Origin of the sequence: Paraburkholderia terricola (genome assembly GCF_900142195.1) — a bacterium.
GTDB classification, from domain to species: Bacteria; Pseudomonadota; Gammaproteobacteria; order Burkholderiales; family Burkholderiaceae; genus Paraburkholderia; species Paraburkholderia terricola.
Map to the genome: position 1 here is coordinate 76,758 of NZ_FRAB01000016.1, position 24,352 is coordinate 101,109.

The 24,352-nt window shown below is 63.9% G+C and carries 24 protein-coding genes; 9 read left to right on the forward strand and 15 right to left on the reverse strand.

All coding sequences use genetic code 11. The annotated features are described in order from the left end of the window. Window positions 1–732, forward strand: coding sequence for a phosphorylase (locus BUE39_RS16065; RefSeq protein ID WP_073429657.1), 732 nt, complete (start codon window positions 1–3; stop codon window positions 730–732). A gap of 173 nt (window positions 733–905) precedes the next feature. On the opposite strand, the gene BUE39_RS16070 is transcribed toward BUE39_RS16065, so the two are convergent. Both BUE39_RS16070 and hpnN read right to left on the reverse strand, forming a co-directional pair. Then, on the reverse strand, window positions 906–1,931 hold the full coding sequence (locus BUE39_RS16070; RefSeq protein WP_073429658.1) for an MlaA family lipoprotein: 1,026 nt from the start codon (window positions 1,929–1,931) through the stop codon (window positions 906–908). Continuing rightward, window positions 1,928–4,549, reverse strand: coding sequence for a hopanoid transporter HpnN (gene hpnN, locus BUE39_RS16075; protein WP_073429735.1), 2,622 nt, complete (start codon window positions 4,547–4,549; stop codon window positions 1,928–1,930). The genes BUE39_RS16070 and hpnN overlap by 4 nt, the downstream gene beginning before the upstream one ends. A 238-nt stretch (window positions 4,550–4,787) precedes the next feature. Between hpnN and BUE39_RS16080 the strand changes: the two genes are divergently transcribed. Then, window positions 4,788–5,393 carry an MlaC/ttg2D family ABC transporter substrate-binding protein gene (locus BUE39_RS16080; RefSeq protein WP_073429659.1) on the forward strand — a complete coding sequence of 202 codons (606 nt, stop codon included), beginning with the start codon at window positions 4,788–4,790 and terminating at the stop codon, window positions 5,391–5,393. Window positions 5,394–5,510: 117 nt separating this feature from the next. Here BUE39_RS16080 and hpnH read toward each other — a convergent pair whose 3' ends face one another. Together hpnH and ispH are read right to left on the reverse strand one after the other, a co-directional pair. Next, a complete protein-coding gene (gene hpnH / locus BUE39_RS16085) occupies window positions 5,511–6,662 on the reverse strand; it encodes an adenosyl-hopene transferase HpnH (RefSeq protein WP_073429660.1) in 1,152 nt (383 codons plus the stop codon). Window positions 6,663–6,672: 10 nt separating this feature from the next. Further along, the gene (gene ispH / locus BUE39_RS16090; RefSeq protein WP_073429661.1) at window positions 6,673–7,617 is read right to left on the reverse strand and encodes a 4-hydroxy-3-methylbut-2-enyl diphosphate reductase; all 945 of its coding nucleotides are present in this window, start codon (window positions 7,615–7,617) and stop codon (window positions 6,673–6,675) included. Between the two features lie 366 nt (window positions 7,618–7,983). Between ispH and hpnC the strand changes: the two genes are divergently transcribed. Continuing rightward, the gene (hpnC, locus tag BUE39_RS16095) at window positions 7,984–8,850 is read left to right on the forward strand and encodes a squalene synthase HpnC (protein ID WP_073429662.1); all 867 of its coding nucleotides are present in this window, start codon (window positions 7,984–7,986) and stop codon (window positions 8,848–8,850) included. Beyond that, window positions 8,850–10,022, forward strand: a complete 1,173-nt coding sequence (locus tag BUE39_RS16100) for a glycosyltransferase (RefSeq protein WP_073429663.1) — start codon at window positions 8,850–8,852, stop codon at window positions 10,020–10,022. Before hpnC ends, BUE39_RS16100 begins: the two co-directional genes overlap by 1 nt. Window positions 10,023–10,092: 70 nt before the next feature. Here the strand turns inward: BUE39_RS16100 and BUE39_RS16105 are convergent, their stop codons facing one another. Next, window positions 10,093–10,572: a hypothetical protein gene (locus BUE39_RS16105; RefSeq protein ID WP_073429664.1), complete on the reverse strand. Its 480-nt coding sequence runs from the start codon at window positions 10,570–10,572 to the stop codon at window positions 10,093–10,095. A gap of 150 nt (window positions 10,573–10,722) precedes the next feature. Continuing rightward, the gene (gene hpnA, locus BUE39_RS16110) at window positions 10,723–11,733 is read right to left on the reverse strand and encodes a hopanoid-associated sugar epimerase (RefSeq protein ID WP_073429665.1); all 1,011 of its coding nucleotides are present in this window, start codon (window positions 11,731–11,733) and stop codon (window positions 10,723–10,725) included. Between the two features lie 169 nt (window positions 11,734–11,902). On the opposite strand from hpnA, the gene BUE39_RS16115 reads away from it, so the two are divergent. Continuing rightward, the gene (locus BUE39_RS16115) at window positions 11,903–12,196 is read left to right on the forward strand and encodes an acylphosphatase (RefSeq protein WP_073429666.1); all 294 of its coding nucleotides are present in this window, start codon (window positions 11,903–11,905) and stop codon (window positions 12,194–12,196) included. A 110-nt stretch (window positions 12,197–12,306) separates the two neighbouring features. Here the strand turns inward: BUE39_RS16115 and egtD are convergent, their stop codons facing one another. Then, complete coding sequence (egtD, locus tag BUE39_RS16120) at window positions 12,307–13,287, reverse strand: L-histidine N(alpha)-methyltransferase (RefSeq protein ID WP_073429667.1); 981 nt, start codon at window positions 13,285–13,287, stop codon at window positions 12,307–12,309. A gap of 520 nt (window positions 13,288–13,807) precedes the next feature. On the opposite strand from egtD, the gene rarD reads away from it, so the two are divergent. Next, complete coding sequence (gene rarD / locus BUE39_RS16125) at window positions 13,808–14,704, forward strand: EamA family transporter RarD (protein WP_073429668.1); 897 nt, start codon at window positions 13,808–13,810, stop codon at window positions 14,702–14,704. Window positions 14,705–14,730: 26 nt separating this feature from the next. On the opposite strand, the gene BUE39_RS16130 is transcribed toward rarD, so the two are convergent. Further along, the gene (locus tag BUE39_RS16130; RefSeq protein WP_073429669.1) at window positions 14,731–15,270 is read right to left on the reverse strand and encodes an Mpo1 family 2-hydroxy fatty acid dioxygenase; all 540 of its coding nucleotides are present in this window, start codon (window positions 15,268–15,270) and stop codon (window positions 14,731–14,733) included. Window positions 15,271–15,360: 90 nt separating this feature from the next. Here BUE39_RS16130 and BUE39_RS35495 point away from each other — a divergent pair, with 90 nt between their 5' ends. After that, a complete protein-coding gene (locus BUE39_RS35495) occupies window positions 15,361–16,101 on the forward strand; it encodes a Crp/Fnr family transcriptional regulator (RefSeq protein WP_235004885.1) in 741 nt (246 codons plus the stop codon). Window positions 16,102–16,519: 418 nt separating this feature from the next. Here BUE39_RS35495 and BUE39_RS16145 read toward each other — a convergent pair whose 3' ends face one another. From BUE39_RS16145 to BUE39_RS16170, 6 genes are all read right to left on the reverse strand, one after another. Beyond that, window positions 16,520–16,897, reverse strand: coding sequence for a hypothetical protein (locus tag BUE39_RS16145; RefSeq protein WP_073429670.1), 378 nt, complete (start codon window positions 16,895–16,897; stop codon window positions 16,520–16,522). A gap of 225 nt (window positions 16,898–17,122) precedes the next feature. Then, complete coding sequence (locus tag BUE39_RS16150; protein ID WP_073429671.1) at window positions 17,123–17,383, reverse strand: hypothetical protein; 261 nt, start codon at window positions 17,381–17,383, stop codon at window positions 17,123–17,125. Then, a complete protein-coding gene (locus BUE39_RS16155) occupies window positions 17,376–18,125 on the reverse strand; it encodes a DNA/RNA non-specific endonuclease (protein ID WP_073429672.1) in 750 nt (249 codons plus the stop codon). Before BUE39_RS16155 ends, BUE39_RS16150 begins: the two co-directional genes overlap by 8 nt. A gap of 337 nt (window positions 18,126–18,462) precedes the next feature. Continuing rightward, entirely contained in the window at window positions 18,463–18,822 is a 360-nt protein-coding gene (locus BUE39_RS16160) for a DUF3564 domain-containing protein (RefSeq protein WP_073429673.1), read from the reverse strand. A 355-nt stretch (window positions 18,823–19,177) separates the two neighbouring features. Further along, the gene (locus BUE39_RS16165) at window positions 19,178–20,860 is read right to left on the reverse strand and encodes an acid phosphatase (protein WP_073429674.1); all 1,683 of its coding nucleotides are present in this window, start codon (window positions 20,858–20,860) and stop codon (window positions 19,178–19,180) included. Between the two features lie 121 nt (window positions 20,861–20,981). Continuing rightward, window positions 20,982–21,269 carry a hypothetical protein gene (locus BUE39_RS16170; RefSeq protein WP_073429675.1) on the reverse strand — a complete coding sequence of 96 codons (288 nt, stop codon included), beginning with the start codon at window positions 21,267–21,269 and terminating at the stop codon, window positions 20,982–20,984. A 201-nt stretch (window positions 21,270–21,470) separates the two neighbouring features. Here BUE39_RS16170 and BUE39_RS16175 point away from each other — a divergent pair, with 201 nt between their 5' ends. Then, window positions 21,471–22,451, forward strand: coding sequence for an IclR family transcriptional regulator (locus BUE39_RS16175; protein WP_073429676.1), 981 nt, complete (start codon window positions 21,471–21,473; stop codon window positions 22,449–22,451). Between the two features lie 72 nt (window positions 22,452–22,523). Here the strand turns inward: BUE39_RS16175 and BUE39_RS16180 are convergent, their stop codons facing one another. Beyond that, window positions 22,524–23,597, reverse strand: coding sequence for a porin (locus BUE39_RS16180; RefSeq protein WP_073429677.1), 1,074 nt, complete (start codon window positions 23,595–23,597; stop codon window positions 22,524–22,526). 440 nt (window positions 23,598–24,037) lie between these two features. Here BUE39_RS16180 and BUE39_RS16185 point away from each other — a divergent pair, with 440 nt between their 5' ends. Then, on the forward strand, window positions 24,038–24,352 hold the full coding sequence (locus BUE39_RS16185) for a non-heme iron oxygenase ferredoxin subunit (RefSeq protein WP_073429678.1): 315 nt from the start codon (window positions 24,038–24,040) through the stop codon (window positions 24,350–24,352).

Genomic DNA, 24,352 nt, shown 5'->3' on the forward strand with positions numbered 1-24,352 from the left:
ATGCCGTTTTCGACATCGCCGTCAGCCGAGGCGGGCGGCGGCAGCTTGCCGGTGATCTTCGTGACGGGGATGGCGTTCGAGGCGCGCATCGCGCGCGGCCAGGGCGTGGAGGTGGTCTATGCGGCGCGCGCCGATCTGCTCGAGCGCGCGTTGAGCGCGGCGGTCGCGCGCGGCTGTTCGGGGATCGTCAGTTTCGGCACGGCGGGCGGTTTGGCGCCGGATCTGGAGCCGGGCGCGCTGATCGTCGCCGAGGCCGTCGAGGGACCGTTTGGACGTCTGCCGACCGATCGTCCGTGGGCTGACAGACTCGCCGCCGCATTCGCCAGCGGACCGCTGGCGGCGCGTCTACGGCGCGGCCTCGTGGCCGCTGTCACCGCACCGTTGGTGAGCGCGGACGACAAGCGGGTGCTGCATCGTTCGAGCGGCGCGTTGGCGGTGGATATGGAATCGCACATTGCCGGCGCGACGGCCGCCGCGCATGGCGTGCCGTTCGCCGTGTGCCGGGCCATCGTCGATCCGGCGTGGCGCACGCTGCCGTCGGCCGCCACGGCCGGTCTGCGGGACGACGGCAGCACCGCGCTCGCGCCGATTCTGCGGGAATTGATGCGCCAACCGTCGCAGATCGGAGCGCTGATCCAGGTCGCCGCCGATGCGCGGGCCGCGCGGACTTCGCTGGTGCAGGCCCGGCGCGCGATGGCCGTGGCTGGCGCGTTGCTGCCGACAGCAGGCTGAAGCGGCTGCGAGCCGGAGCCGAGCCACCGCTACGTCGAGCTGATCGAGCGCGTTTTCTTTGCTACGCCGCGCCGCATGCGTAGGCCGCAATTCTTCCTAGGTCTTGTCCTGTCTCCGTGGTGCGCTCATGTGAAGCGCACCACGGCGGCGCATTGCACGCCGCGACCGAATCGTTACTGCGCCGCAGGCGTGGCGGCCGGCTGTTTCTCACCGACCGGCGCAACCTGAGGTGCCGGCGCAACCTCTCCTGACGCGCCCGCGGGTGCCGCGGCCGGCGTCGCCGGCGTTACGCCCGCTGCGCCGCTGGCGGGCGCAGGCGCGTCGTCGGGATCGGTGTAGTTAGGCACCCCCGCCGGAGCGCCTGTGGCGCTTCCCGAGGCTGCGTTCGGGGCTTCTGCCGTATCGCCCGGGTCGGCGTAGTTCGGCAGGCCGGCGGGCGCACCGGCGGCCGCGCCCTTGGCCGGGATCGCCGGCGTGCCGGAATCGCCCTGGTCCTCGTAGTCCGGCAGCGGCGCGGCGTTGTCGCCCGTGCCGCGCAGACGCGCCCGGCGCTGCTGCGTGTACGCATCGCGCACGAACGAGTATTTGTCCAGCGCGGCCTGTTGCAGCAGATCGGTCGCGCCCAGCAGGTCGGAGCGCACGCTCACGAATTGCAGCACGTACAGCGGATTGCGCTCCGCCGGCTCGATGTAGTTCAACGGATTGAATTTCACATCGACCACGAGACCCATGCTGTCGCGCACCGTGCTCGGGCCGAACAGCGGCAGTACGAGATACGGGCCCGACGGAATGCCCCAGTGGCCGAGCGTCAGCCCGAAGTCCTGATGGTGTTTCGGCAGGCCGGCCGGCGTCGCCCAATCGAGCAGACCGCCCAGGCCGAAAGTGGAATTGAACGCGAAGCGGACGAGGTCTTCGGTCGCGTCGGTGATCTTCAATTGCAACAGGGCGTTGGCGGCGTTGCTCAGGTCGCCCAGGTTCGAGAAGAAGTTGCTCACGGCGGTGCGCAGCGGCTGCGGCGTGACCTTCTGATAGCCCTTTGCAACCGGCACGGCGATGTAGCGGTCCACCCCGTCGTTGAAGTTGAACACGGCCCGGTTCACCGGTTCGAACGGGTCGCCCGGCTTGCGGTCGGGGCCGGTCGCGCAGCCCGAGATCAGACCGGTGGCGGCGAGCGCCAGCACGGTGGTACGCAGCTTCATTCTGATATTCCTTTGTGCTTCGCGCGACGGGCGCGCGGCTTGCCCATCAGCACGGGTTGGAACACCACCGCGCCGATCAGTGTGCAAAACAACGAGAGCGCCAGCAGGCGTCCCATGCTCGAGGTTCCCGGATGATGCGACAGCCAGAGGCTGCCGAATGCGGTCGCGGTGGTCGCCGCGCTGAACAGCACCGCGTGCGTGAGGCTCGATTGCAAGAGGCCGGTTTGGCCGTTGCGCCACGCCATCACGAAGTAGATCTTGAATGCGACGCCGACCCCCAGCATGAGCGGCAACGCGATGATATTCGCGAAGTTCAGCGGCATGCCGAACACCACGCACAGTTCCAGCGTGACGAGCGCCGACACCAGCAGCGGCACCAGCGTGCGCAGCATGTCGCCGAAGCGCCGCAGCGCGATCCACAGCAGGATCGCGATCGACAGCAGCGCCCAGCCCGCCGCCTGCAGGAACGCCTTGATGATCGTGTCCGCCGAATGCAGGATCGAAATCGGCCCGCCGATCGCGCCGGGCTCCGCCTTCTTCACCGCATGGGCGAAGCGGGCGAGCATCGCGTCGTCGTTCGGATCGGTGCCGGCCTGGACCTTCGGCGCGATGTCGACCAGCGCGCGGCCATCTTTCGAGACCCAGCCCGCCGAGATTTCCTTGGGCAGATTCTCGCGAGTGATCTGAGTCGGCTGCAACAGATTCTCCAACTGCTTCAGCGCGATGCGCAGCGGCTCGGACATCGCGGTTTCGGCGCGCTCGCGCACGGCGGCGTCGGCGGCGGCCAGCTTTTGCAGCGTCGCCGACAGATGCTTGGCCTCGGCGGCGCCGGGGCCGGGATGGTCGTCGGCGGCGAGCGCGAGCTGATTCGACGCGCGCTTTAACGCCGCGACGCGCAGCGCGTCCGTGGCTTGCGGCGCGGGGGTCTGCTGCAACGCGGGCAACAGTTGCTGCGCGGCGCTCGCGACCAGCATCAGCTTTTGCTGCTGCTCGGTGGGAATGAACGTGTCGAGCGTGGTGACGCGGCCCACTTCCGGCAGCGTGCGCAAATGCGCGGCCATGCGGTCGGCGTCGGCTTGCGAGGCGGCGAGCGCATGCACGTTGTTGACGGCGGCTTCCGGCGAATCCTTCAGCGAGATCAGCGTCGCCATGGACTCCGTATGCGGGTCTTTCAGATGCAGCGGGTTGAAGTCGAAACGCAAGTGCGCGAGCAAGGGCGTCGCGCCGAGCACGACGATCAGCGTGCCGATCAACACTGGCTTGCGGTTTTGATCGAGGAAATCGTCGACGGGAGCAAGTTGCTTGAAGCCCGGCGAAGCGGGTTCGCCCGGTGGACTGAAGACTTTCAGCAGCGCGGGCAGCAACGTCATGTTGGTGAAGTACGCGACGAACATGCCGACGCCCGCGATCTCGCCCAACTCCGACACGCCGCGATAAGCCGTCGGCAGGAACGAGAAGAAGCTCAACGCGACGGCGACCGCCGCGAGCGTGAGCGGCACGCCGATGCTGTGCGACGTATGCATGAGGGCCGCCGAAAGACGGTCGTCGCGATTGCGCTCCTCACGATACTTGACCCCGAACTGCACGCCGAAATCGACCCCGAGTCCGACGAACAGCACCATGAACGCGACCGAGATCATGTTGAGCGCGCCCACCAGCATCAGGCCGAGCGCCGCGGTGATCGCGAGCCCGACGAACAGCGTGATGAACACGGCCGCGATCATGCGGCCCGAGCGCAGCGCGAGCCACAAGATGATGAGAACGACAATAAACGTGCCGATGCCGTTGAGCACCGCGCCGTCCTTGACCGAGGCGAATTCTTCGTCGGCGAGCGGCTGTTCGCCGGTCAGGCGGACCGTGGCGCCATAGCGTGAGTCGAGGTGCAGCGAGGCGGCGGTGTCGCGGATCGCCTTCGACGCGCTCGCGCCCGGCTCCAACGCGTCGTAATTCACAACCGGCTGCACGACGACGAAAGCGCGCGCCGGATTGGTGGCGGCGCTCTTGTCGACCAGCGCGCGCCACGAGAAGGCGGCCGGCTGGCCGGCCAGTACGCGATCGAGCGTGGTGGCGCTTTGCGCCAGCAGATGGCTCATGTCGGCGAGCTTCACCTGGCCGAGTTGAAGCGGCAGCAACAGGCTCGTGGTGAGCGTGCCGGCGAGGCCGGTCAGGCTCGGATCGTGCGCAAGAGCGTTGACGAGCGGGCGCGACTGAACGAGTTGCGAAGTGGTCGACAGGACTTCTTCGGTTGACGGAAACAGCAGGCCGTTGTGTTCGAAGAACGGACCGCCCGCCGGCTGCGAAACCGCCACGAACTCCTTCGGATCGGCTTTGAGCGCGGCGGTGAGCGCGCCAGCGGCGGCGTCGGCGAATTCGGGAGCGCGCGCTTCGACCACCACCAGCACGGTTTCGCCGCGATCCGGGAAGGCCTCGCTCATGGCATGTTCGAGCGCCGACCATTGCGGGTCCGTCTCGATGAGACGGCTGATGTCCGTGTTGATCTTGAAGTGATGAGCGACGTAGATGCCGCTCAAAACGGCGAGCACGAGCGACAGGGCGATGATCCATAGCGGATGACGCACCGAATAGGCGACGAGACGGACGATGGATGACTTCAGCATGTAGGCGAGACGGGCCTTATCGCGGGTGTTGTTCTTGACGAAAGAGCACAAGTATACAGAGCCGAAGCGATCTGACTCAGGTTCGTCGGCAACCCGGCGTAACAAATCGAGGTAGCAAACGCGGCTCCCGGTCCGGCCATGCCGAGCGGGAACGCAATATCGGTATACTGGTCTATCCTGTTTTCGCCGCGGACTTGCGAACTTCGCGGCGCTGACTTCTTCCAGTTCTGGCGAGCGTATGAAACGTTATCTGTCTGCTTTTCTGGCTGCGGCCGTGGTGTCCACGGCGGCCTATGCGCAAAGCGCGCCCGATGCGTTGGTGAAGAGTGCCGTCGAGGGCACGGTGAGCGCCATGAAGGCCGATCCGCAGGCGCGCGGCGGCGACATGGCGAAGATCACGCAACTGGTCGAAACGCGGTTCGTGCCGGCAACGGATTTTCAGCGCACCACGCGCATTGCTGTCGGAAAGGCCTGGAGCACCGCGACGCCCGAGCAGCAAAAGCAGTTATATGAGCAATTCACGCTGCTGCTCGTGCGCACTTACGCTTCCTCGCTTTCGCAACTGCGCGATCAGGATGTGAAGTTCAAGTTCTTGCCGGCCAATGTTCCGGCCGGCGCCAGGGACGTCGTGGTGCAGTCGCATGTACTCAGTCGCGGCGGCGACGACGCCATCGACTACCGGCTGACCAAGGGTCCCTCCGGCTGGAAGATTTACGACATCAACATGATGGGCGCCTGGCTGATTCAGGTCTATCAAACGCAGTTCGCCGATCAGCTTTCGAAGGGCGGGGTCGACGGGCTGATCAAGTTTCTGACCGCGCACAATGCGCGCGGCGCAGGTTAGGCCCTCTTCCTTGGCTGCAGATAAAAAAGCGCGGTGGCTTTGATTGCCACCGCGCTTTTTTTATAACCCTTTAACCCCTATACGGGGCGGCGCGACACCGCCCCTGAACCAACCCTCTCAGTGCGCAGTAGCCGTCTGCACCTTCTTGCCCTTGCCGCTGCGCTGAATCTCTTCCAGCTTGATCTCGACGTGGCGGGAAAACACGTAATCGGCGGGGCGTTGCTTGTCCAGCGGAATGTCCTTGGTGAACGCGCCTTCCGTTTTCGGACCGCGCAAGCTGACCTTGAGTGCCTTCAGCGGATGCGCCACCGTGTCCATCACGGCCGTTGCCTCGAAGCCGCAGTGCACCATGCAGTCAGCGCACTTCTCGTAGTTGCCGGTGCCGTACTTTTCCCACTCCGTGGTTTCCATCAATTCCTTGAAGGTCTTCACATAGCCTTCGCCGACCAGATAGCACGGCTTTTGCCAGCCGAACACGGTACGCGCCGGGTTGCCCCACGGCGTGCATTCGTAGGTCTGGTTGCCGGCCAGGAAGTCGAGGAACATGGCCGACTGGCTGAACGACCAGTTCTTGCCGTTGTTGCCGCGCTTGAAAATCTCGCGGAACAAATGCTTGGTCTTGTCGCGGTTCAGGAAGTGCTGCTGATCCGGCGCGCGTTCATACGCATAGCCCGGCGAAACGGTGATGCCGTCCACGCCCATCGGACCGACCGTGTCGAAGAACGCGGCCACGCGCTCCGGCACGGCGTCGTTGAACAGCGTGCAGTTGATGTTCACGCGGAAACCGCGGCGCTTGGCTTCCTTGATCGCCGCGACCGCCTTCTCATAGACGCCGTCTTGCGAGACCGAGTGATCGTGCATCTGCTGGTCGCCGTCCAGGTGAACCGACCAGACGAAGTACGGATTCGGCTCGTAGTCGTCCATTTTCTTTTCCATCAGCAGCGCATTCGTGCACAGGTACACGAACTTCTTGCGCGCGATGATGCCCTTCACGATCTGCGGCATTTCCTTGTGCAGCAACGGCTCGCCGCCTGCGATCGACACCACCGGCGCGCCGCATTCGTCGACTGCGCCCAGGCACTCTTCCAGCGAGAGACGCTGATTCAGGATGGGATCCGGATAGTCGATCTTGCCGCAGCCATTGCAGGCGAGATTGCAGCGGAACAGCGGTTCCAGCATCAATGCGAGCGGGTAGCGTTTGTTGCCTGAGAGATGCTGACGCATGATGTATGCGCCGACCCGAACTTTCTGTAGCAGCGGAATAGACAAGACGTCCTCCTTAAACTTCGCGTGCAGCGAGTGGTTGCATCAGCTTCGATGGCAACTTGAATTCGACTTTTTCTTCACGGCCCGCCATCGTCGTGACATCGACAGGCCCCAATGCGCTCAGCGCATCGATCACGTTCTTCACCATCTCTTCCGGCGCCGAAGCGCCCGCCGTGATGCCGACGGTCTGCACGTTGGCAAACCATTCCGGCTTCACTTCCGAACCGTCGGCGACGAGATAACTCGCCACGCCGCTTTCGCTGCCGATCTCGCGCAGCCGGTTCGAGTTCGAACTATTGGTTGCGCCCACCACGAGCAGCACGTCGACCTGCTTGCTCAACTCGCGCACCGCCGCCTGGCGATTTTGCGTGGCATAGCAGATGTCGCGCGTATCGGGACCGACGATGTCGGTAAAACGGCGCAGCAGGGCGTCGATGATGCCGCGGGTGTCGTCCACCGACAGCGTGGTTTGCGTCACATAAGCGAGCGGCGTGTCGAGCGGCAGGTCGAGATGCGCGACTTCGGCTTCGCTCTGCACCAGCAGCACCTTGCCCGGGATCTGGCCGATCGTGCCTTCCACTTCGGGATGCCCGGCGTGGCCGATCAGAATCAGCGTGCGCCCCGCGCCCACATACTGGCGCCCTTGCACGTGCACCTTGGTGACGAGCGGGCAGGTCGCGTCGAGCACGTCGAGGCCGCGTGCCTCGGCGTCGCGTTCGACGGTTTGCGCGACACCGTGAGCGCTGAAGATCGCCACGGCGCCTTGCGGCACTTCATCGAGCTCCTCGACGAAGCGCGCGCCCTTCTGGCGCAGATTGTCGACCACGTGCCGATTGTGGACGATCTCGTGGCGCACATACACGGGCGCGCCGTGTTGCTGTAGTGCGCGATCGACAATCTCGATTGCACGAACAACGCCCGCACAAAAGCCCCGGGGTTGAGCAAGGATGACTCGCATAAGTTGGCGAACTCCGACTGACGCGGGATTCGAAGAAGCCGGTAAATCTGACTTTATCGCCGCGATCATCTAATTAGTTGACGTCTTGAACGCCGGCGCCATGCCGCCGGGTAGCAAAACCAAACGCGCATTCTAACGCTATCAGGCCGGCTTTGCTTTGCCAGGCCCGCCAGGCGTTGGGCGCACGCCGCAGTGGAGCGGTTGCCGCCAGGCGGCATATTGGCTGCGCGCGCGGCAATGCGCGGCAATGCGCGGCAATGCGCGGCAATGATTACACGCTGCACCGGATTATCGGAACCCTTAAACTACGTGGTCCTGCGGCGCGGTTTCGCGGCCGCATTACAGACTGGAATCGAGGCTCGCTGGATGGACGTCGATCAATACGAAAACTTTCCGGTCCCGAGCGTGTTGCTGCCGAAGGCGCTGCGCGCGCCCGCCGGCATTCTCTATCAGGTGGTGCGCACCGCCGCCGACATCGTGGACGAAGGCGACTGGAGCGCGGCCGAGCGGCACGCGCGCCTTGCCGACTTCCGCGCCGGTCTCGACGCGGTGGCGGCGCGCCGCGCCGCTCGCGTGCATCCGCTGCTGTTCGGCAAGCTGGCCGGCGTGGTGGCGCAATACAGGCTGCCGCTTGCGCCGTTGTACGACCTGCTGCTTGCGTGCGGGCAGGACATCGACGCCAACCGTTACGCCGACCGCGCCGCATTGCTCGATTATTGCCGGCATTCGGCGAACCCGATCGGGCATCTGCTGCTGCATCTGATGGACGCCGCCACGCCGGAGAATCTCGCCGACGCCGACGCGATCTGCACGGCGTCGCAGTTGATCAGCTTCTGGCTCGACGTCGCGGCCGACTGGAAACAGGACCGCCTGTATCTGCCGCTCGCCGACCTGCAGCGCTTTAACGTGACCGAGGCGCACATCGCCAACGGCGTCGTCGACGACGCGTGGCGCGAACTCATGGCGCACGAAGTCGCGTTCGCGCGCGAGATGCTGGTGCGCGGCGCGCCGCTCGCGTTGCGCATTCCGGGGCGGCTGGGTATCGAGCTGTGCGGCGCCGTCCACGGCGGTCTGCGTTTTCTGGAGCGCATCGAGGGGGCGGGCTACGACGTATTTCGCGCGCGCCCCGAACTCAACACGTTCGACTGGTGCGTCGTCGCGGTACGCACGGTGGTGATGCGCCTGTCGCGGCGCGTCGGCGGGCAAGCGCGTTCAATCGAGGGTAATGCTTAATGGCGGCGGTTCTGTTTCTTCTTTCGTGTCTTTCGCTGTTGATCTGGTGTGTGCTGCTGTTCGCGCGCGGCGGTTTCTGGCGCGCGCGTCCCGCCGCGCCGCTCGCGCTCGCGCCGCGCGAAACCTGGCCGGCGGTCGCCGCCGTGGTGCCCGCCCGCAATGAAGTCGACGTGATCGCCCAGGCGGTCAGCACGCTGCTTCAGCAGGACTATGCGGGCGATTTCCACGTGATCGTCGTCGACGACCACAGCACCGACGGCACCGCCGACGCGGCCCGTGCCGCCGCGCTGCAACTGCAATGCCCCGACCGCTTGACGGTGCTCGCCGCGAAACCGCTGCCGCCTGGCTGGTCCGGCAAGGTGTGGGCGCAGTCGCAAGGCATCGAGGCGGTGCGCACGCTCGGCGTGCCCGCCGATTTTCTGCTGCTGACCGACGCCGACATCGGCCATCCGGCGGATGCGCTCGCGCAACTCGTGGCTCGCGCGGATGCGGAGCAGCGCGACCTCGTCTCGCTGATGGTGCGTCTGCGCTGCGATTCGTTCTGGGAAAAGGCGCTGATTCCGGCGTTCGTGTTTTTCTTCGCCAAGCTGTATCCGTTCGCATGGGTCAACAACCCGCGCAATCGCACGGCGGCGGCGGCGGGCGGCTGCATGCTGGTGCGCCGCGGCGCGCTGGAGGAAGCGGGCGGCATCGAGTCGATCCGTGCCGAGCTGATCGACGACTGCAGTCTCGCCGCGCGGATCAAGCATCGCGGCACGGGGCGTCATCCGATTCGTCTGGACGTGGCGGCGCGCAGCGTGTCGCTGCGTCCGTACGATAGCTGGCGTGACATCTGGAACATGATCGCGCGCACCGCCTTCACGCAGTTGCATTACTCGCCGCTGCTGCTGGCGGGCACGCTGGCCGGCATGACGATCATTTACCTGATGCCGCCCGTGGCCGCGCTCGTGCTCGGTCCGGTGGGCTGGCCCGCGTGGCTGGCGTGGGCGGCCATGTGCTGCGCCTACGCGCCGATGCTCGGCTACTATCGCCGCTCGCCGTTGTGGGCGCCGTTTCTGCCGCTGGTGGCATTGTTTTATGTCGGCGCGACGTTCGCGTCGGCGGTGCGCTACTGGCGTGGCAAGGGCGGGCAATGGAAGGCGCGCGTGCAGGCGCCGGTGCAGGAGCGTTGAGGCGTCGCGCCGCGTGTTGCGAAGAACGGCTTGAACGAAAAGCGGCGCCCGGGAGCGCCGCTTTTTCATCTCAACCCTTGGTGAGCATCATGTAAAGCTGGATCACCATGTCGGGCGAGAACGTGAACGGCACCCAGCCGTGGCCGGTGTGGCGCATGACCAGCAAACGGTCGCCATTCGACTGTTTTTGCACCGCCATGACCGGATTCCTGGTCGACACGAAGCGCCAACCCGGCGGGATGCCAGGCGGCGGCTCGGGCGTCATCGACGCGCGCGCGTTCGACAATTCCTCGATCAGCTTGCCGATCTGATCAGCACGCAACGCGACTGTCTGGCCGCCGATCGTCATGGTGATCTCGTTCTGCGCGGGGCGATTGATTTCGAGCGTGGGCTGAAGCTGCGCGGCGGACTCCTCCACGGACGCCGGCGCTTGCTCCACGGCGGCAGGTGCGGGTGTCTCGGGGATGTTTTCGGCCTGCGGGGCCACGACAGCCTGAATGAGCTGATCGACGCCCGTTTCCAGTGCGCCGAGCTGTTCGTGAAGGTTCATGCGAGGTTTCTCTGGTAAGACCCGCGATTTTACCTGCTGCGCGTAGGCTTTTACCTGTCGCAACCACGTTGACGTTGTAACAAAATGCTGACGCCCGCGCCGGGTCGTGCGGCGCGGGCGTGATCGTTCATGCACGCGTCAGCGCGTTTGTCAGGGCTTCAGGAAGCCGGCTTGCCGGAACCATTCGAGCGCATCGCTCAAGCCTTCACGATAGGGCCGCGCGCGATAGCCGAGTTCGCGTTCCGCCTTCGCCGATGTGAAGTACATCTTGTTCTTCGACATCTTCAGGCCGTCGACGGTGACGAACGGTTCGCGCTTCGTGAATCTCGCGACCGCTTCCGCGCCCATCGCGAGCGGATAGAGCGGCCAGCGCGGCAAGCTCAGCGTGGGCGCCTTGCGGCCGGTCAGCGCCGCAATGTCGGCGAGCATTTGCTGAAGCGGCAGATTCTCGCCGCCGAGCACGTAGCGCTCGCCGATCTTGCCGCGTTCGAGCGCGAGAAAATGGCCGGCCGCCACGTCGTCCACGTGCACGAGGTTCAGCCCCGTATCGACGAACGCCGGAATCTTGCCGAGCGCCGCCTCGACGATGATGCGCCCGGTCGGCGTGGGCTTCACGTCGCGCGGACCGATCGGCGTGGACGGATTGACGATCACCGCCGGCAGCCCGTCCTCGGCGATCATGCGCTCCACCGCGCGCTCGGCCAGCACCTTGCTGCGCTTGTACACGCCGATGGCCTGATCAGCCTTGAGCGGCGAGGTCTCGTCCGCGGACTGGCCCGAGCTGGTGACTTTCAGCGTCGCCACGCTGCTCGTATAGACGATGCGCTCCACGCCTTCGTGCAATGCCGCGCGCATGGTCGCTTCGGTGCCTTCCAGATTCGCGCGCTCGATTTCGCTTGGGTCCGGCGCCCACAGGCGATAGTCGGCGGCGACGTGCAGCAGGTAACGCACGCCGCGCAACGCGACGCGCATCGACGCTTCGTCGCGCATATCGCCCACGACGATTTCCGCGTCCAGCGCCTCGACGTTCTTGCGCGGACTGGTGGCACGCACCAGCACGCGCACCTTGAACCCCTTTTGTTGCGCGATGCGCGCCACCGACGAGCCGACGAAGCCGGATGCGCCGGTCACGAGCACGAGATCGCGATTCTGTTCGGACATTCTGTTTCCATTTCCCGCGTGACAGTCGACGGATTGTACGTGGCGCGCGCGCCGCGTGTCGCGCGGTGCGTGCCGGGCGCGTGCGCAAGGCAAACCCGCAAGCCGCCGAGCAAGCTCGCCGCGACGCGACTAGAATGCCGGCTTGAAAGTTTCGTGTAGCGAGGACGGCATGGCCCCGGATCTGGATCAGCGGATCGAAACATATTACGTGCGGGTGCGCGGCATCGTGCAGGGCGTCGGCTTTCGCCACGCGACCGTGCGCCAGGCTCACGCGCTCGGTATCAAGGGATGGGTGGCGAATCTCGACGACGGTTCCGTCGAAGCGATGCTGCAAGGTTCGGCCAATCAGGTCGACCGGATGCTGTCGTGGCTGCGTCACGGCCCGCCGGCGGCGCGCGTGACCGAGGTGGCCGGCGAGGAGCGCGCGACCGAAAAGCGCTTCGAGCGTTTCGAGCAGCACTGAGCCGCCATTACGAAGATCCGTAAAGGCAAAGGCGGCGGGCCATCGGGTTGATGGCCCGCCGCCTTGCTGTTTGTGCGTCTCGCGTCTCGGGGCGCTGACCGCTTATTGGCCTATTGCGCGACCAGCAAACTCTCCGCGAACCCCCATTCCTTTTCGACCCACTGATGGGTACACGCGAAGCCGGCGTCGTCGGCGATCGGGTGCATTTCTTCCGCGCGATATTTGTGGCTGCTCTCGGTCCAGATGGTTTCGCCCGCCTTGAGCGACACCGTCAACTCCGCCGCGCCCACGCGCACGATGAGGTCGCGTGTGGCGCGCAAATGCATCTCGATGCTGCGCGCGTCGGGGTTGAAGCGTGCGACGTGCTCGAACGCATCGAGCGGGAAATCGCCGTCGAGTTCGCGATTGATGCGCGCGAGCAGATTCAGATTGAACGATGCCGTCACGCCGATCGAATCGTCATAGGCCGCGATCAGCACCGGCGTCGGTTTGATGAGATCGGTGCCGAGCAGCAACGCGTCGCCGGGCGCGAGCATGGTGCGGATGTCGCGCAGAAAGCGCGTCGCCGCGAGTCTGCCGAAATTGCCGATCGTGCTGCCGAGAAACAGCACGAGCAGCCTTTCGTCCGCCGCGCGTTTCTTGCTGACTTCGGCGAGACCGGCCAGGTAATCGCGTTCATAACCGACGATCGAAATCCGCTCGATGTCGCCGAGTTCGCGCCTGCACAACTGCAACGCGCTGCGAGAAATTTCAATCGGGCAGTAAGAAGTAGGGCGCTTTTTACACAGTGCTTCCAGAATGCGCCGTGTTTTACGGCCGCTGCCGCTGCCGAGTTCGGCGACCGTCACGTCATGCGGCAAATGGGCGACGATGTCGGCGGCATGCCTCGCGAGCAGTCGCTCCTCGGCGCGCGTCACGCCGTATTCGGGCAGCACAGTGATGACTTCAAACAGCGCGGAGCCTACTTCGTCATACAGATACTTCGACGGCAGCTCTTTCTGCGGCGTATGGGTGAGTCCCGCGCGAACCTCGGCGGCGAAGGCTGAGCGCAGGTCGGGGGATGCGTCGTGCGAGAGGGCTGGCTGGGTCATGCTGGCTCCAGTAGTCACATTCGATGAGCAGGATTGCTGGCCGGGCGGCGGCATGCGGATTCGACGAAACGTCGATGCATGCCGCAGGGAAAGAAGGGGGCTCGGTCCGTGTTGACCATGTTGTAGCCGGCCCGGCTCGTTGAGGTGGCAAATGCGTTCAAACGGCGTTGCAAACGAAGTCGAGAAGCGTGTCGTCGGCAAACGATGCCGCGACAGACCGTCTAGCAAGATTCGCGCTTGAAGCATGGCGCGCGACGTTGCGGGTGAAATGTCTCCGATTCGCCCATCGCGCGTGAAGTTATGTTCTAGTGCATCGACGCGCGATGCGCACGAAATAAATTGCGGCCTGCGGCTCGACAACGCGCGAAGCGGCAAGCGGATAACCCGTCTAGAATGCCGCTTGCCTCGTGATCTGTCGAATACATCCAATGACAACAATAGCCGCCGCACCGCGCGATGTTGCGCTGCACACATCCGCGTTCGCGCTTGCGCGTGCATCGCATGCGCAACGGTTCGCGCGATGAACCAGTACGACCTCAGACGCGGTATCGCACTGTCGGTGGGCGCATCGGCGATGTTCGCCTTGCTCTCGGTTTACGCGAAGCTGCTCGCGCCGCTGAGCGGCCTCGACATATTCGCGTGGCGCATCGTGTGGACCGTGCCCGGCGCGCTGTTGCTGATCGTGCTACGCCAACGCATGCCGATTTTCCGGCAACTTGTTTACCGCATGGTGACCGAGCCGAAGATTGCCGCCGCGATGGTCGTGAGCGCCGCGCTGCTCGGCGCGCAACTGTGGGTGTTTCTGTGGGCGCCGTTACATGGCCGCATGCTCGAAGTCTCGCTCGGCTATTTCCTGTTGCCGCTTGCGATGGTGCTGGTGGGGCGCTTCTACTATCGCGAGCGTCTCGACGGCTTGCAGTGGCTCGCCGTTATCTGCGCCGCCGTGGGCGTGGGTCATGAACTGTGGATGACACGCGCTTTTTCGTGGCCCACCTTGCTCGTCGTGCTCGGCTATCCGCCGTATTTCGTGTTGCGCCGCAAGATCCAGCACGATTCGCTCGCGATCTTCACGGTGGAGATGGCGCTTCTGTTGCCGGCGGCGGTGGTGTTTATCCTCAGCGGCGATTCGCTGACGGTGATCGGCGGCCGCCTCGACATGTGGTGCCTGTTCTTGCCGGGCCTCGGCGCGCTCAGCACCCTTGCGCTGGCTTCGTACCTGAAGGCGAGCCGTCTGTTGCCGGTCGCGTTGTTCGGCGTTCTCGGCTATGTCGAGCCGGTGTTGCTCGTGCTCGTTTCGATCACGTTGCTCGGCGAAACACTGCGCGCCGAGCAATTGACCACCTATATTCCGATCTGGATCGCGGTCGCGCTGACCGCCTTGCATAGCGTGCGGCTCGTTCGGCTCGCGCCGACCTAGGACTTGGCCGGGTCCTGCTGCGTTGCTCAACGATGCGCCGCCGCATGATCCGCATTGATGCGAGTCGGGCCGACTTGCGCCTCGATCGCTTCGCGCAGCGCAGGCCGCCAGCCGAAAGCGAACAGCGCTTCGGCGAGAACGAATAGCGGGCCGATCAACAGGCCGATTACGTCGTCGACGAACGCCGGCTTGCGATGTTCGTAGGCCACGTGGCCGACGAACTGAAATACCCAGCCGATCACGAAGAGGCCGATGCCGGTGGCGAGCCACATGAGCGTGGATTGCGCGCCGAGCCACTGGCCGAACGCAACGCACAGCACCGACACGAGCGCCATCATCACGCCGAGCGGCGCGTCGAGCACGAGGTAATAGACGGTCGCCGCGCCAAACAAGATCCACGCCGGCGACAACGCAAACGGTAGCGCGCCGACGGCGAATGCGGGCCGGCTCGACAACACCCCGAGAGCCAGCACGATTAGCGGAATGCCGATGAAATGCGTGGCGATGTTGCGCCGGTCGCGATGATAGGCCGCGTATTGCGTAAGCTGTTGCGTCAGCGTTCTCATGGATGCCGCTCCTTTGTCAAAGTCAGCATAATCGCGGGCGGCGGAATTTGAAACCATCGGTTAGCCGACAATCGGACAGGATGCCGTCGCATGACTGCGAGTTTTGCATCGAATGAGCTTGCTGCGTTGCTTGCGCGCAGCGCGTGGTTTCGCTCCGCGCCTGCCGCCATGTGGGCACCGTTGCTGGAAGCGGGCCGCGTCGAACATCTTGCGCCGGGCGAGCGGCTCTTCACACGCGGCGATTCCGACGATGGCCTCTATTGCGTGCTCGACGGCCCGATGAGAATCGGCGCCGCCAGTTCGAGCGGCAAGGAAGCGTTGCTCGCCGTGATCGAGCCGGTGAACTGCTTCGGCGAGATCGCGTTGTTCGACAATCGCGCGCGAACCCACGACGCGTATGCCGAACGCGATTCCGCGCTGTTTCATGTGCCGTGCGCCGCGCTCGGCGCATTGCTCGAACGCACGCCCGAGTACTGGCACGCGTTCGGTTTGCTGCTGACGCAAAAGCTGCGCCTCGCCTTCGATGCCATTGAAGAGGCGGCCTTGCAGCTTGTCGCGTGCCGTGCCCAGACGTTCGATGAGTTGCGCCGAGGCGCGCGTGATCGGCATGCGCGTTTCGTCGGTGAGCGGGTGATCGAACGCGAGCATCGCCTTGATCAGCGCGCCTTTGCGAGCGTGCGCTGCCTCAACGGTCCGATCAGTGCTGCCGGAAGCGTCGAGATCAGCGTATGCAGCGTGAAATCGACGTCGTCGCGCGCAATGTCGAGCTCCACGCGAATTTCTTCGCGGACGGTTTCCATGCCGACGACATACACGCCAAGCGGGGAGTGAAGCAGTGCGCGCAGAAGCGTTGCTGGAACTTCGCGCGACGAGTGCGGCAGCGTTACCAGCAGGCGGGCGCGTGACGAGCGGAAGGGGATGACGTTGTTATGCTGAACCGGCGGCGCGCTGAGCGGCTGCGCGGCGAAGCTGTTGTTCGATTGGGTGAGAGCCATATGACGCGGCATGGGTTGACGCCGTGGTGAGTCGAGACAGTGTCAGATTAGATGCATGCGAGTAAACGCAGCGCAAAAATTGCGGGGCTCGCCGCAAAAATCATGCGATCGCCGCGTTAGTCGGCTTCACGGAATTGCGTGTCGAACGCGCATGAAAAAAGGCGAGTCGTCAGACTCGCCCCTCCCTGAACGGCACAGCTCAGCCTGAGTTATTTACGTCTGCGTGGCCGCTGCGTGCCGAAACCGTACACGTGTTATTGCGTTTTCGTCGTGTCGGTCGTTGCGCCGTCGGTTTTTACCGGGGCAGTGCTGGCCTCGTTCGCGCTCTCCGTCTTGTCCTTGGCAGCGCCGGTTTCAACGGTCTTCTTCGTGGCTTTATGCGTCTTGGCCTTGTGCGTGGTGGAGGTCTTTTTCACATGCGCCTTGCTCGCGGCCTTCGTGGGCGCTTTGCTCATGGCGGTGCTTTCGTCCGCGGCGCCGGTTTGCGCGGCGGTGTTCGCCTTCAGATTCGCCTGACCGGCGGCTTGCGTTTGCGCGGGTTGTGCGGATTCGGTGGTCGACGGTGCGGCCGTTTGTGCAAAAGCGGTCGACACGAGCAGGGCGGAAGCAACAGCGGCGAAAAGCGTCTTCATGGTGTAACTCCTGTTTTAACCGATCTAACCGATTGGTTCTTCGGTCTTACGGTGGTTTCGTCTTCGGCGGCCGAACTGGAATGTTCAGCGCTGCCGGTTTAACGTTGACCGGAAGACAGGAGTTGACGGCGCTGTGGTGACAAAACGTAAGCTATGAAACAGGTTGGATCAGGGCGAAGGCGGCGCGCGTCTTTCCGCCTTCGCGTGACCGTCGCGGCGGGCGCGTTATTGAAACGGATTCCGCACGACGCCCGGTTTCGCATCCGGCTCGTCTTTCACTTTCGCGGGCAATTGGCTGTCCGCCTGCAATGCGGCGACGATCGCGTCCACCGCGTCCTTCAGCGCGAGCGCCGCCTTCAGTCCACGCTGGTCCCTGGTCAGTTCGAGCGTGCCGTTCACGACGACGCGCGTGGTGCCGTTGCTCACGGTCAGCGCGTCGCCCTGAATGTTGAGCACGTCGTCATCGTTCGAATAGGGTTTAAACACCTTTCAGTCCTCCCGGTCGCTGATCCTTGAGATTTTCCGGTATGCCCGGAAAGCGGATGCCCGATGCCGCTTCGAGTTCGTGAATCGTCCTGATCTCGTAACGGCTGGTCGAGACATTCTCCACCACCACGGCGAACGCCAGTTGCCGCGAAGGCACGTAGACGGCCTTGAATAACTGCGTCGGCACGAACACGCGCGTCGGCCCGATGGTCTGCAATTGCTGGCCGCTGAAAATCGGCCCGGTGACCACGTAGGTATCGTCATACGACATGGCGATCTTGCGCACGGCCGTTTCGATGCGCGACCACAAGCGCTGATTGTTCTCGCGGTTTTGCGGCACGACGTTCGCCAGCGAGAACGATTGTGCCATCGCTTGCTGATTCCAGCGATTGCCCGCCGGACTCATATGACCACGATCGAAGCCGCTGCGTTTGTAGTCCGCGAGCGTCGCGCCTTCGCCGTCGGGCAGACGCCTGTCCTCGAAGAATTTGTTGGTGCGCACCATGTCTTTCGCGGCTTCGATGTGATCGCGCGTCAAAAGCTCGGCGGACCACAGCGGACCGTGCGTGATGCCCGAATGCAGAACCGCGAAATCGCTATAGCAAAGCATGCGCGCTTTCGGCGCCATCTTCTGATTGATCAGAACCGGCCATTGCGCATTCGGTGTGAACTGGGTGCAGGAAGACGCCGCGCTCGCGTGAGCGGCGACGGCGAATAACAGACAGGCAAACCACTTCTTCATGTGTCAGTCAGTCGAGGGAATTGGGGGCGCAAGTATAGCGTCGCGACTTCGAATCGAGCGGCGTTGAACGCGGAAAAAACGCGGAGGGACGCGGTGGCGGGAAGGGGAAGCGGGCGTGCGGCGCGAACAATCCCTGCACATGCGCCGCACAAAAAAACGGGCCGCTTTTCAGCGACCCCAATGCGTGGATTTCCGACTCTACGCACGTCAGCTTAAGTCGAGCTTAAACGCGTGGAGAACGGAGCATGACGTATCGCCCGACGAGCGAATGCGCGCGCTTGCGCGCATTCGTGTACGTGAGCGGGAATTTCGACCGAATGGAAGAAAGCGCCGGATATTAATTTCCGAATACGCTGTGTTCAGCGTGGACCGTTTGACGATCGACCGCTTGCAGGCGCCAGAAGCCGCTGGTTTTTGCGCGCGTCGGCAAGGCAGTCCATGCGGCGGCGCCTTGCGCCGCGCTCACGCGCTGCTTGCGGTCGACGTGCAAGCCGCGCAGCGTGCACAGCGGCGCATCCGTGCTGGGCGCACAGAGCGTGGTGACGCCGTCTTCATCGTGCAACTCGCCCCACGGGGGCAGATCGATCCCCTGATGCGCTTCTCTCGACCACCGATGTTCGTCGGTATCGAGCCATAGCACAGCGTAATCGTGGTTCACGGTGGGATCGGAACCGTTGATCAGGATGGTCAGTCGCATGGCAGTTCCGTGCAATTACAGAGTGGGGCTTTAAGAGTCTATGTCGCTGCGCGTGTTATGCAAGCCGGGTGTGTGAGCGGCGCACAAAAAAATGCGGATGCCATAAAGCGCACGGCTGTACGATTGCCGCGCGGTCATCGTCGTTCGCGCAGCCGAGCCATGCGGCATCGATTTCTACAACTGGCGGCATGCATGGGATGCCTGACTACGGCAACGTTCTGCGCGCAACGGACAGCGCATCGCTGCATGCGGCGGCTCAGTGATTCGCGGCGGTTGGTGAGACTCACCAGCTAGCCGCGGCAGAGCCGCCGCCAACCGCGAGCGGCGCCGCGAACACCCTTCGCACGACGAGCGCTTAAAGCAGATCCAACGGCGCGGTCAAATCCCCGAGCGGCGCGAGCCCGTTGCTCGCGAACGCCCGGTCGCGCGCGGCCACGCCTTCGAGCGGCGCCAGTCCATGCACGCGACTGATCAGGCGAAGAATCGAGTTGGTGTCGTACACCGTGTGGTCGACATATCCCTTCCTCGCCAGCGGCGAAATCACCAGCGCGGGAATCCGCGACCCCGGACCCCAGCGGTCGCCTTTCGGCGGTGAGACCGGGTCCCACCAACCGCCGTTTTCGTCGACGGTGACGATCACCACGGTATTCGCCCACTGCGGGCCGCGCTGAATATGCTCGATCACGTTGGCGATGTGACGGTCGCCCGATTCGACGTCCGCATAGCCGGCATGCATATTCAGATCGCCTTGCGGCTTGTAGAACGTGACGGCCGGGAGACGTCCCGCGTCGATGTCCGCGATCAGGTGATTACTCGACGCGTCGTTGCCGAGGCCCGCGTCGCGCAGATATTTGCGGCGTGCCGCCGTGCCCGGCGCGTAATTGGCGAAGTAGTTGAACGGTTGATGGTGATACTGGAAGTCGGGCACCGCGCCCGTGTCCTGATGCTCCCACGCGTATTGCCACGCCCCGCTGTACCAGGCCCAATCGACGCCCTTGTCCGTCAGACGGTCGCCGATCGTCGCATAGCGTTGCGGCGGCAGCACGCGCGGATTCGAGAAGTCCGCAAGGGCCGGATTGCCGCCTTCGGCCGGCCGCACGTTGCTCGGCTGATAGGGCGGCGCCATCGTGTTGACGGCATAGCCGTCGGCGGTGAACGTGCCGTCGTTGACGAATTTCGGCGGGCCGTCGAGCGCGGAGGCGGGCGAGTCGGCCGCCTGCTTCAGCCGCGTGCCGGTCGGATCGTCGCCTTCGATCACCGACACCAGTTTCTTCGCCGGGCTGTTGTGGATGTCGGGATAGAACGGCGCCTGCGCCGAGATCAGAAAGATGTGATTGAGCCACGAGCCGCCGAAGGCCGCCATGAAGAAGTTGTCGCACAGCGTGTACTGCTGCGCGAGACTCCACAGCCGCAACGTGTCGGCGGAATTGCGGTAGTGCCCCATCACGAGGCCGCCCGAATCGCCCCATGCGGCGAACTGGTTGTTGCGGCCGGCATTGATCTGCATCTGGTTCTGATAGAAGCGATGCACGAGGTCGCGCGTGATCACGCCGGCCGGCAGCGGCGCGCCTTGCGCGTCGGTGAGATGGAACGGCCCGTTTCGCAGATTGCCGATGTCCTTCTGGCCGATCATGTAGCGCTTGCCGTCCACTTCCTGCGCTTGCGGCACGAGCCCGCCCCAGATGGCGGGCAGGCGCGGCAGCGGTGTTCTGCCGTCACGGTCGAGTTGCAGATAGCGCTCGGCGCTGACCGCATCGAGCGGATGCTGAATGCCTGGAAAGTTACCGTACAGGTTCGCAAAGCTGCGGTTCTCGGCGTAGATCACCACGATATGCTTGACCTGATCGCGCAACGCCGCGTCGAGCCGCAAGTCGGCGGCACTGTGTGTCGCATCGCCCGCCGCGGTTTGCCCGGTCTTGCAGCCGGTCAGCGCGAGTCCGATGCCGACTGCCGCGAGACCGGTCAGGACGCGGCGGCGTTCGGGATCGTTGGGGGCGTCGTCGGGATTGGGCGGCAGGGTGGAGTCGTTGTCGTTCATCGGTAGGTTTCGAATTGTGCGTGACAGACATCGATCGCCGCCGGGGGCGGCGCGTCTGATACGCGTTGCGGGTTCGAGAGGTGGCCGGAAGACGCCGGCGAGGGGTGGGCCAAGCGAACAGCTAAGGCAATCGACGCTTCACGCGCCAACTGTTGTGCGTTGCGTCAACGGCGAGCAGAAGCCAATCTTTTGCGTCGACGGGATGGCGTTTTTGCGTGGCGTAACCGTCCACGGATAATTCGAGTTCGTCGAATGCGCGCCGATGGCAGGTGGCATGCGCGCCGGACCCGTCCGCGAATTCGACGATCGCCTCGGCCGCACGGGCCGGCTCGGGCAGATGCGCGATGCGCACCGAACAGCCGGGGTAAAGGTGCGAATCGGCAACCTGAACCTGAATGGATGCGGACATGGGCGTGGCCTCCAAACGCTGGTGAGCGAAAGCGCGGCGGTGAGACCTCGCGCAACCGACCGGAGGAAAGAATAGCACCGGGACCCACGATTGTTGTGCATCCGTGACGCGAATTGCAACGTCGCACGCGAGGCGTGGTCCATGATTCCTTCGCGCTATCATGCTGATCTAACGACGATGACAGTAGAAACGGCAGCCAAGATGGCAAAAGAAGAGCAGACAGGAGCGGGACGCAAGCGCGCGAAGCCGCGTAACGCGGCGGCCCCGGCTTCGCAGGATGAGGCGGCGATGTCCCATTCGGAGCGGGTCGCTTCCACCGATGCCGCCGACTCCGCGGAGGAAGACAACACTGGTGGCTCGACCTACCTCGTGCCGGGCCTCGAGCGCGGCTTGCGCATCCTCGCCGAATTCAGCGCGCGCGAACCGGTACTCGGCGCGCCCGAATTGTCCAAGCGCATCGGCATTCCGCGCACTACCACCTTCCGTTTATTGCAGACGCTCGAAGCACTCGGCTTTCTCGAACGGGTGAACGGCGACCGTTATTTCCGCCTGAGTGTCGCGGTGCTGCGGCTCGGCTTCGAATACCTGAACTCGCTGGAACTGACCGACGTCGGCACGCCGATCCTCGAACGCTTACGCGATGCCACCGGTCTGAGCACGCATCTGCTGATTCGCGACCAGCGCGACGTGGTATTCGTCGCCAAGGCGCAAACCCACGCGCCGATGTTCAGTTCGGTGAAGGTGCATGTCGGCACGCGTCTGCCCGCGCACGCTACCGTGCACGGCCAGGTGCTGATGGGCGATATGAGTTTCGAGGAATTGCGTCAACTCTATCCCGAGCCGCAACTGGAGCGTTTCACTGAACGCACGCCGGCCACCGTCGAAGAACTCTATGGACGCGTGCGCGAAAGCGCGGCGCTCGGCTACGCGTTGAGCGAGGCATCGTTCGAGCGGGGCATTTCCGTGGTGAGCGCGCCGGTGCGCGATCAAAGCGGCAAGATCGCGGCCGCGTTGACCGTCACCATTCCGCGTTCGGATATCGGCGAGGCTGAAGAGCGCGAACCGCTCGTCATCGCGGTTTGCCAGGCGGCGCTCGAACTGTCCGAGCGACTCAGTTATCGCCCGCGGCCGGACGATCCGACCGCGGTTCTGGCGCGCCGCAAGCCGGTCGCGGCGCACTGATTCCGCTGGATGTCGTGCAACGGCCCGGCGGTTTTCACCGCCGGGCCGTTTGCCTGGCCCGCTTCGTTCACATCAGAACGAGTGATGGATGCCGGTCAGAACGATCGTCTGGTTCCGGCCGCTCGACACGCCCGCCGTGAAGAACGCGGCATGCGCATTCGAATTGGCATGCTGGTACAGCGCATTCACGTAGAGCTGCGTCGACTTCGACAGCGCATAGATATCGCCGATCTCGAACTGCGTCCAGCGACGGCCGGCCAGCGTCGTCGTCGCGGCGCCGCCGGAAACGCTGTTGAACGGCGTGAACTGATAATTCGCGCCGACGTCGTAGCTCTGATAGGTGTCCGAGTGTCCCGCCGATTCCAGCTTCACCCGCGTGTACAGCCCATGCACCAGCAGTTTGCCGAACTGGTATGACGCGCCCGCGCCCATGTTTTCGACCTTGCTGGCGCTGTAGTTCGCTGCCGCCACGCCCTGGAAGTTGGTGATGCCCGTGGTGACGATCGACGGCGTGCGGTTGTGCTCGTTCGCATACGTGGCGCCGGCCTTGAACGGGCCGTTCGCATAGCTGAGCGCGAAACTCAGCGTCTTGCCCGTCGAGAAGTTCGTCGTGTTGCCGAGACCCATCATCGCGCCGACCGTGAAGCCGTAGAAACTCGCCGAGCGGAATTTCATCGAATTGTCGAACGGCACGACGCCGGTGTCGGCGAGCTCGTCGATATTGCCGGGGTGAAACGCGTACCAGCTCGCCGCCAGATAGGCCGTGCTCAACGGACCCAACACGTCGAAGCTGAACGGCGTTTGATGGCCGAACGTGACCGTGCCGATCTTGTCCGAACTCAGGCCCACAAAAGCGTGGCGATTGAACAGCGTGCCGGATTTCGCAAAGTTGCCGGTGTTCGTATAGAAGCCGTTTTCCAACTGGAAAACCGCCTTCAAACCGCCGCCCAGATCTTCCACGCCTTTCAGGCCCCAGCGGTCCGGCTGCATGTTGCCTTGCTCCATGATCCACTTCGAATGACCGCCTGCATTGCTGATATACGCAATGCCGGCATCCAGGCTGCCGTATAGCGTCACGCTGCTTTGCGCCCATGCGCCTGTCGTTGCGCAGGCTGCCGTCAAACCGGCTGCAATGATGTGCTTCACCGTTGGTCCTCCTGATCGCGCGGCGGATGGCGCGCGCCGATTTCGCCGTCCCTGATCCGTGCTTTTGGATTGAATGCAGCTCTGGCTCATACGCCAAACTACTGCGCTATTTGTTCCATATATGGGCGTTTGTATCGCCTATGGAAAATTATAGTGACTCAAACAGCGGTCAAAATAAAATTTTCGGGCTCGGGATAAACCCGCATGAAGGCTGTCGCAAGGAGTGCGGGAGTCACCGTAAAGCCAAGCCCATCAAGGCACACAGCCACAAATGGCGTCTTCGCAATCCACGCGGCGCTGCGTTCCGGGGCGTCACGCTCGGTGTTTTCCCCTACCGGTGGAAATTTTTATTTCTTCTCGTCGAAGCCGATCCTATACTTATCCATACGCGAACCACTGTTCCTTATATGGAACGTAAGGCTTCAGGAGAAAGGCGAGAAATGACTGACCAATGGCGCTGCGCCGGCCATGCCGGCGATCTGTCCGAAGACGCGCCGCTCGAGTTCAAGCTCGACGGCACCGAGATCGGCATCTACAAGGTGGGCGACGCGCTGTACGCGCTCGAAAACGTCTGCCCCCATGCGTATGCGCTGCTCACGCAGGGGTTTGTCGACGGCGACACCGTCGAGTGCCCGCTGCATGAAGCCGTGTTCCATATCCCGACCGGCAAATGCCTGAAAGAGCCCGGTGGCCGCGACTTGAAGACGTACTCGGTGCGTCTCGCCGGCGAAGAAATCCAGATCAAGGTGGAATGA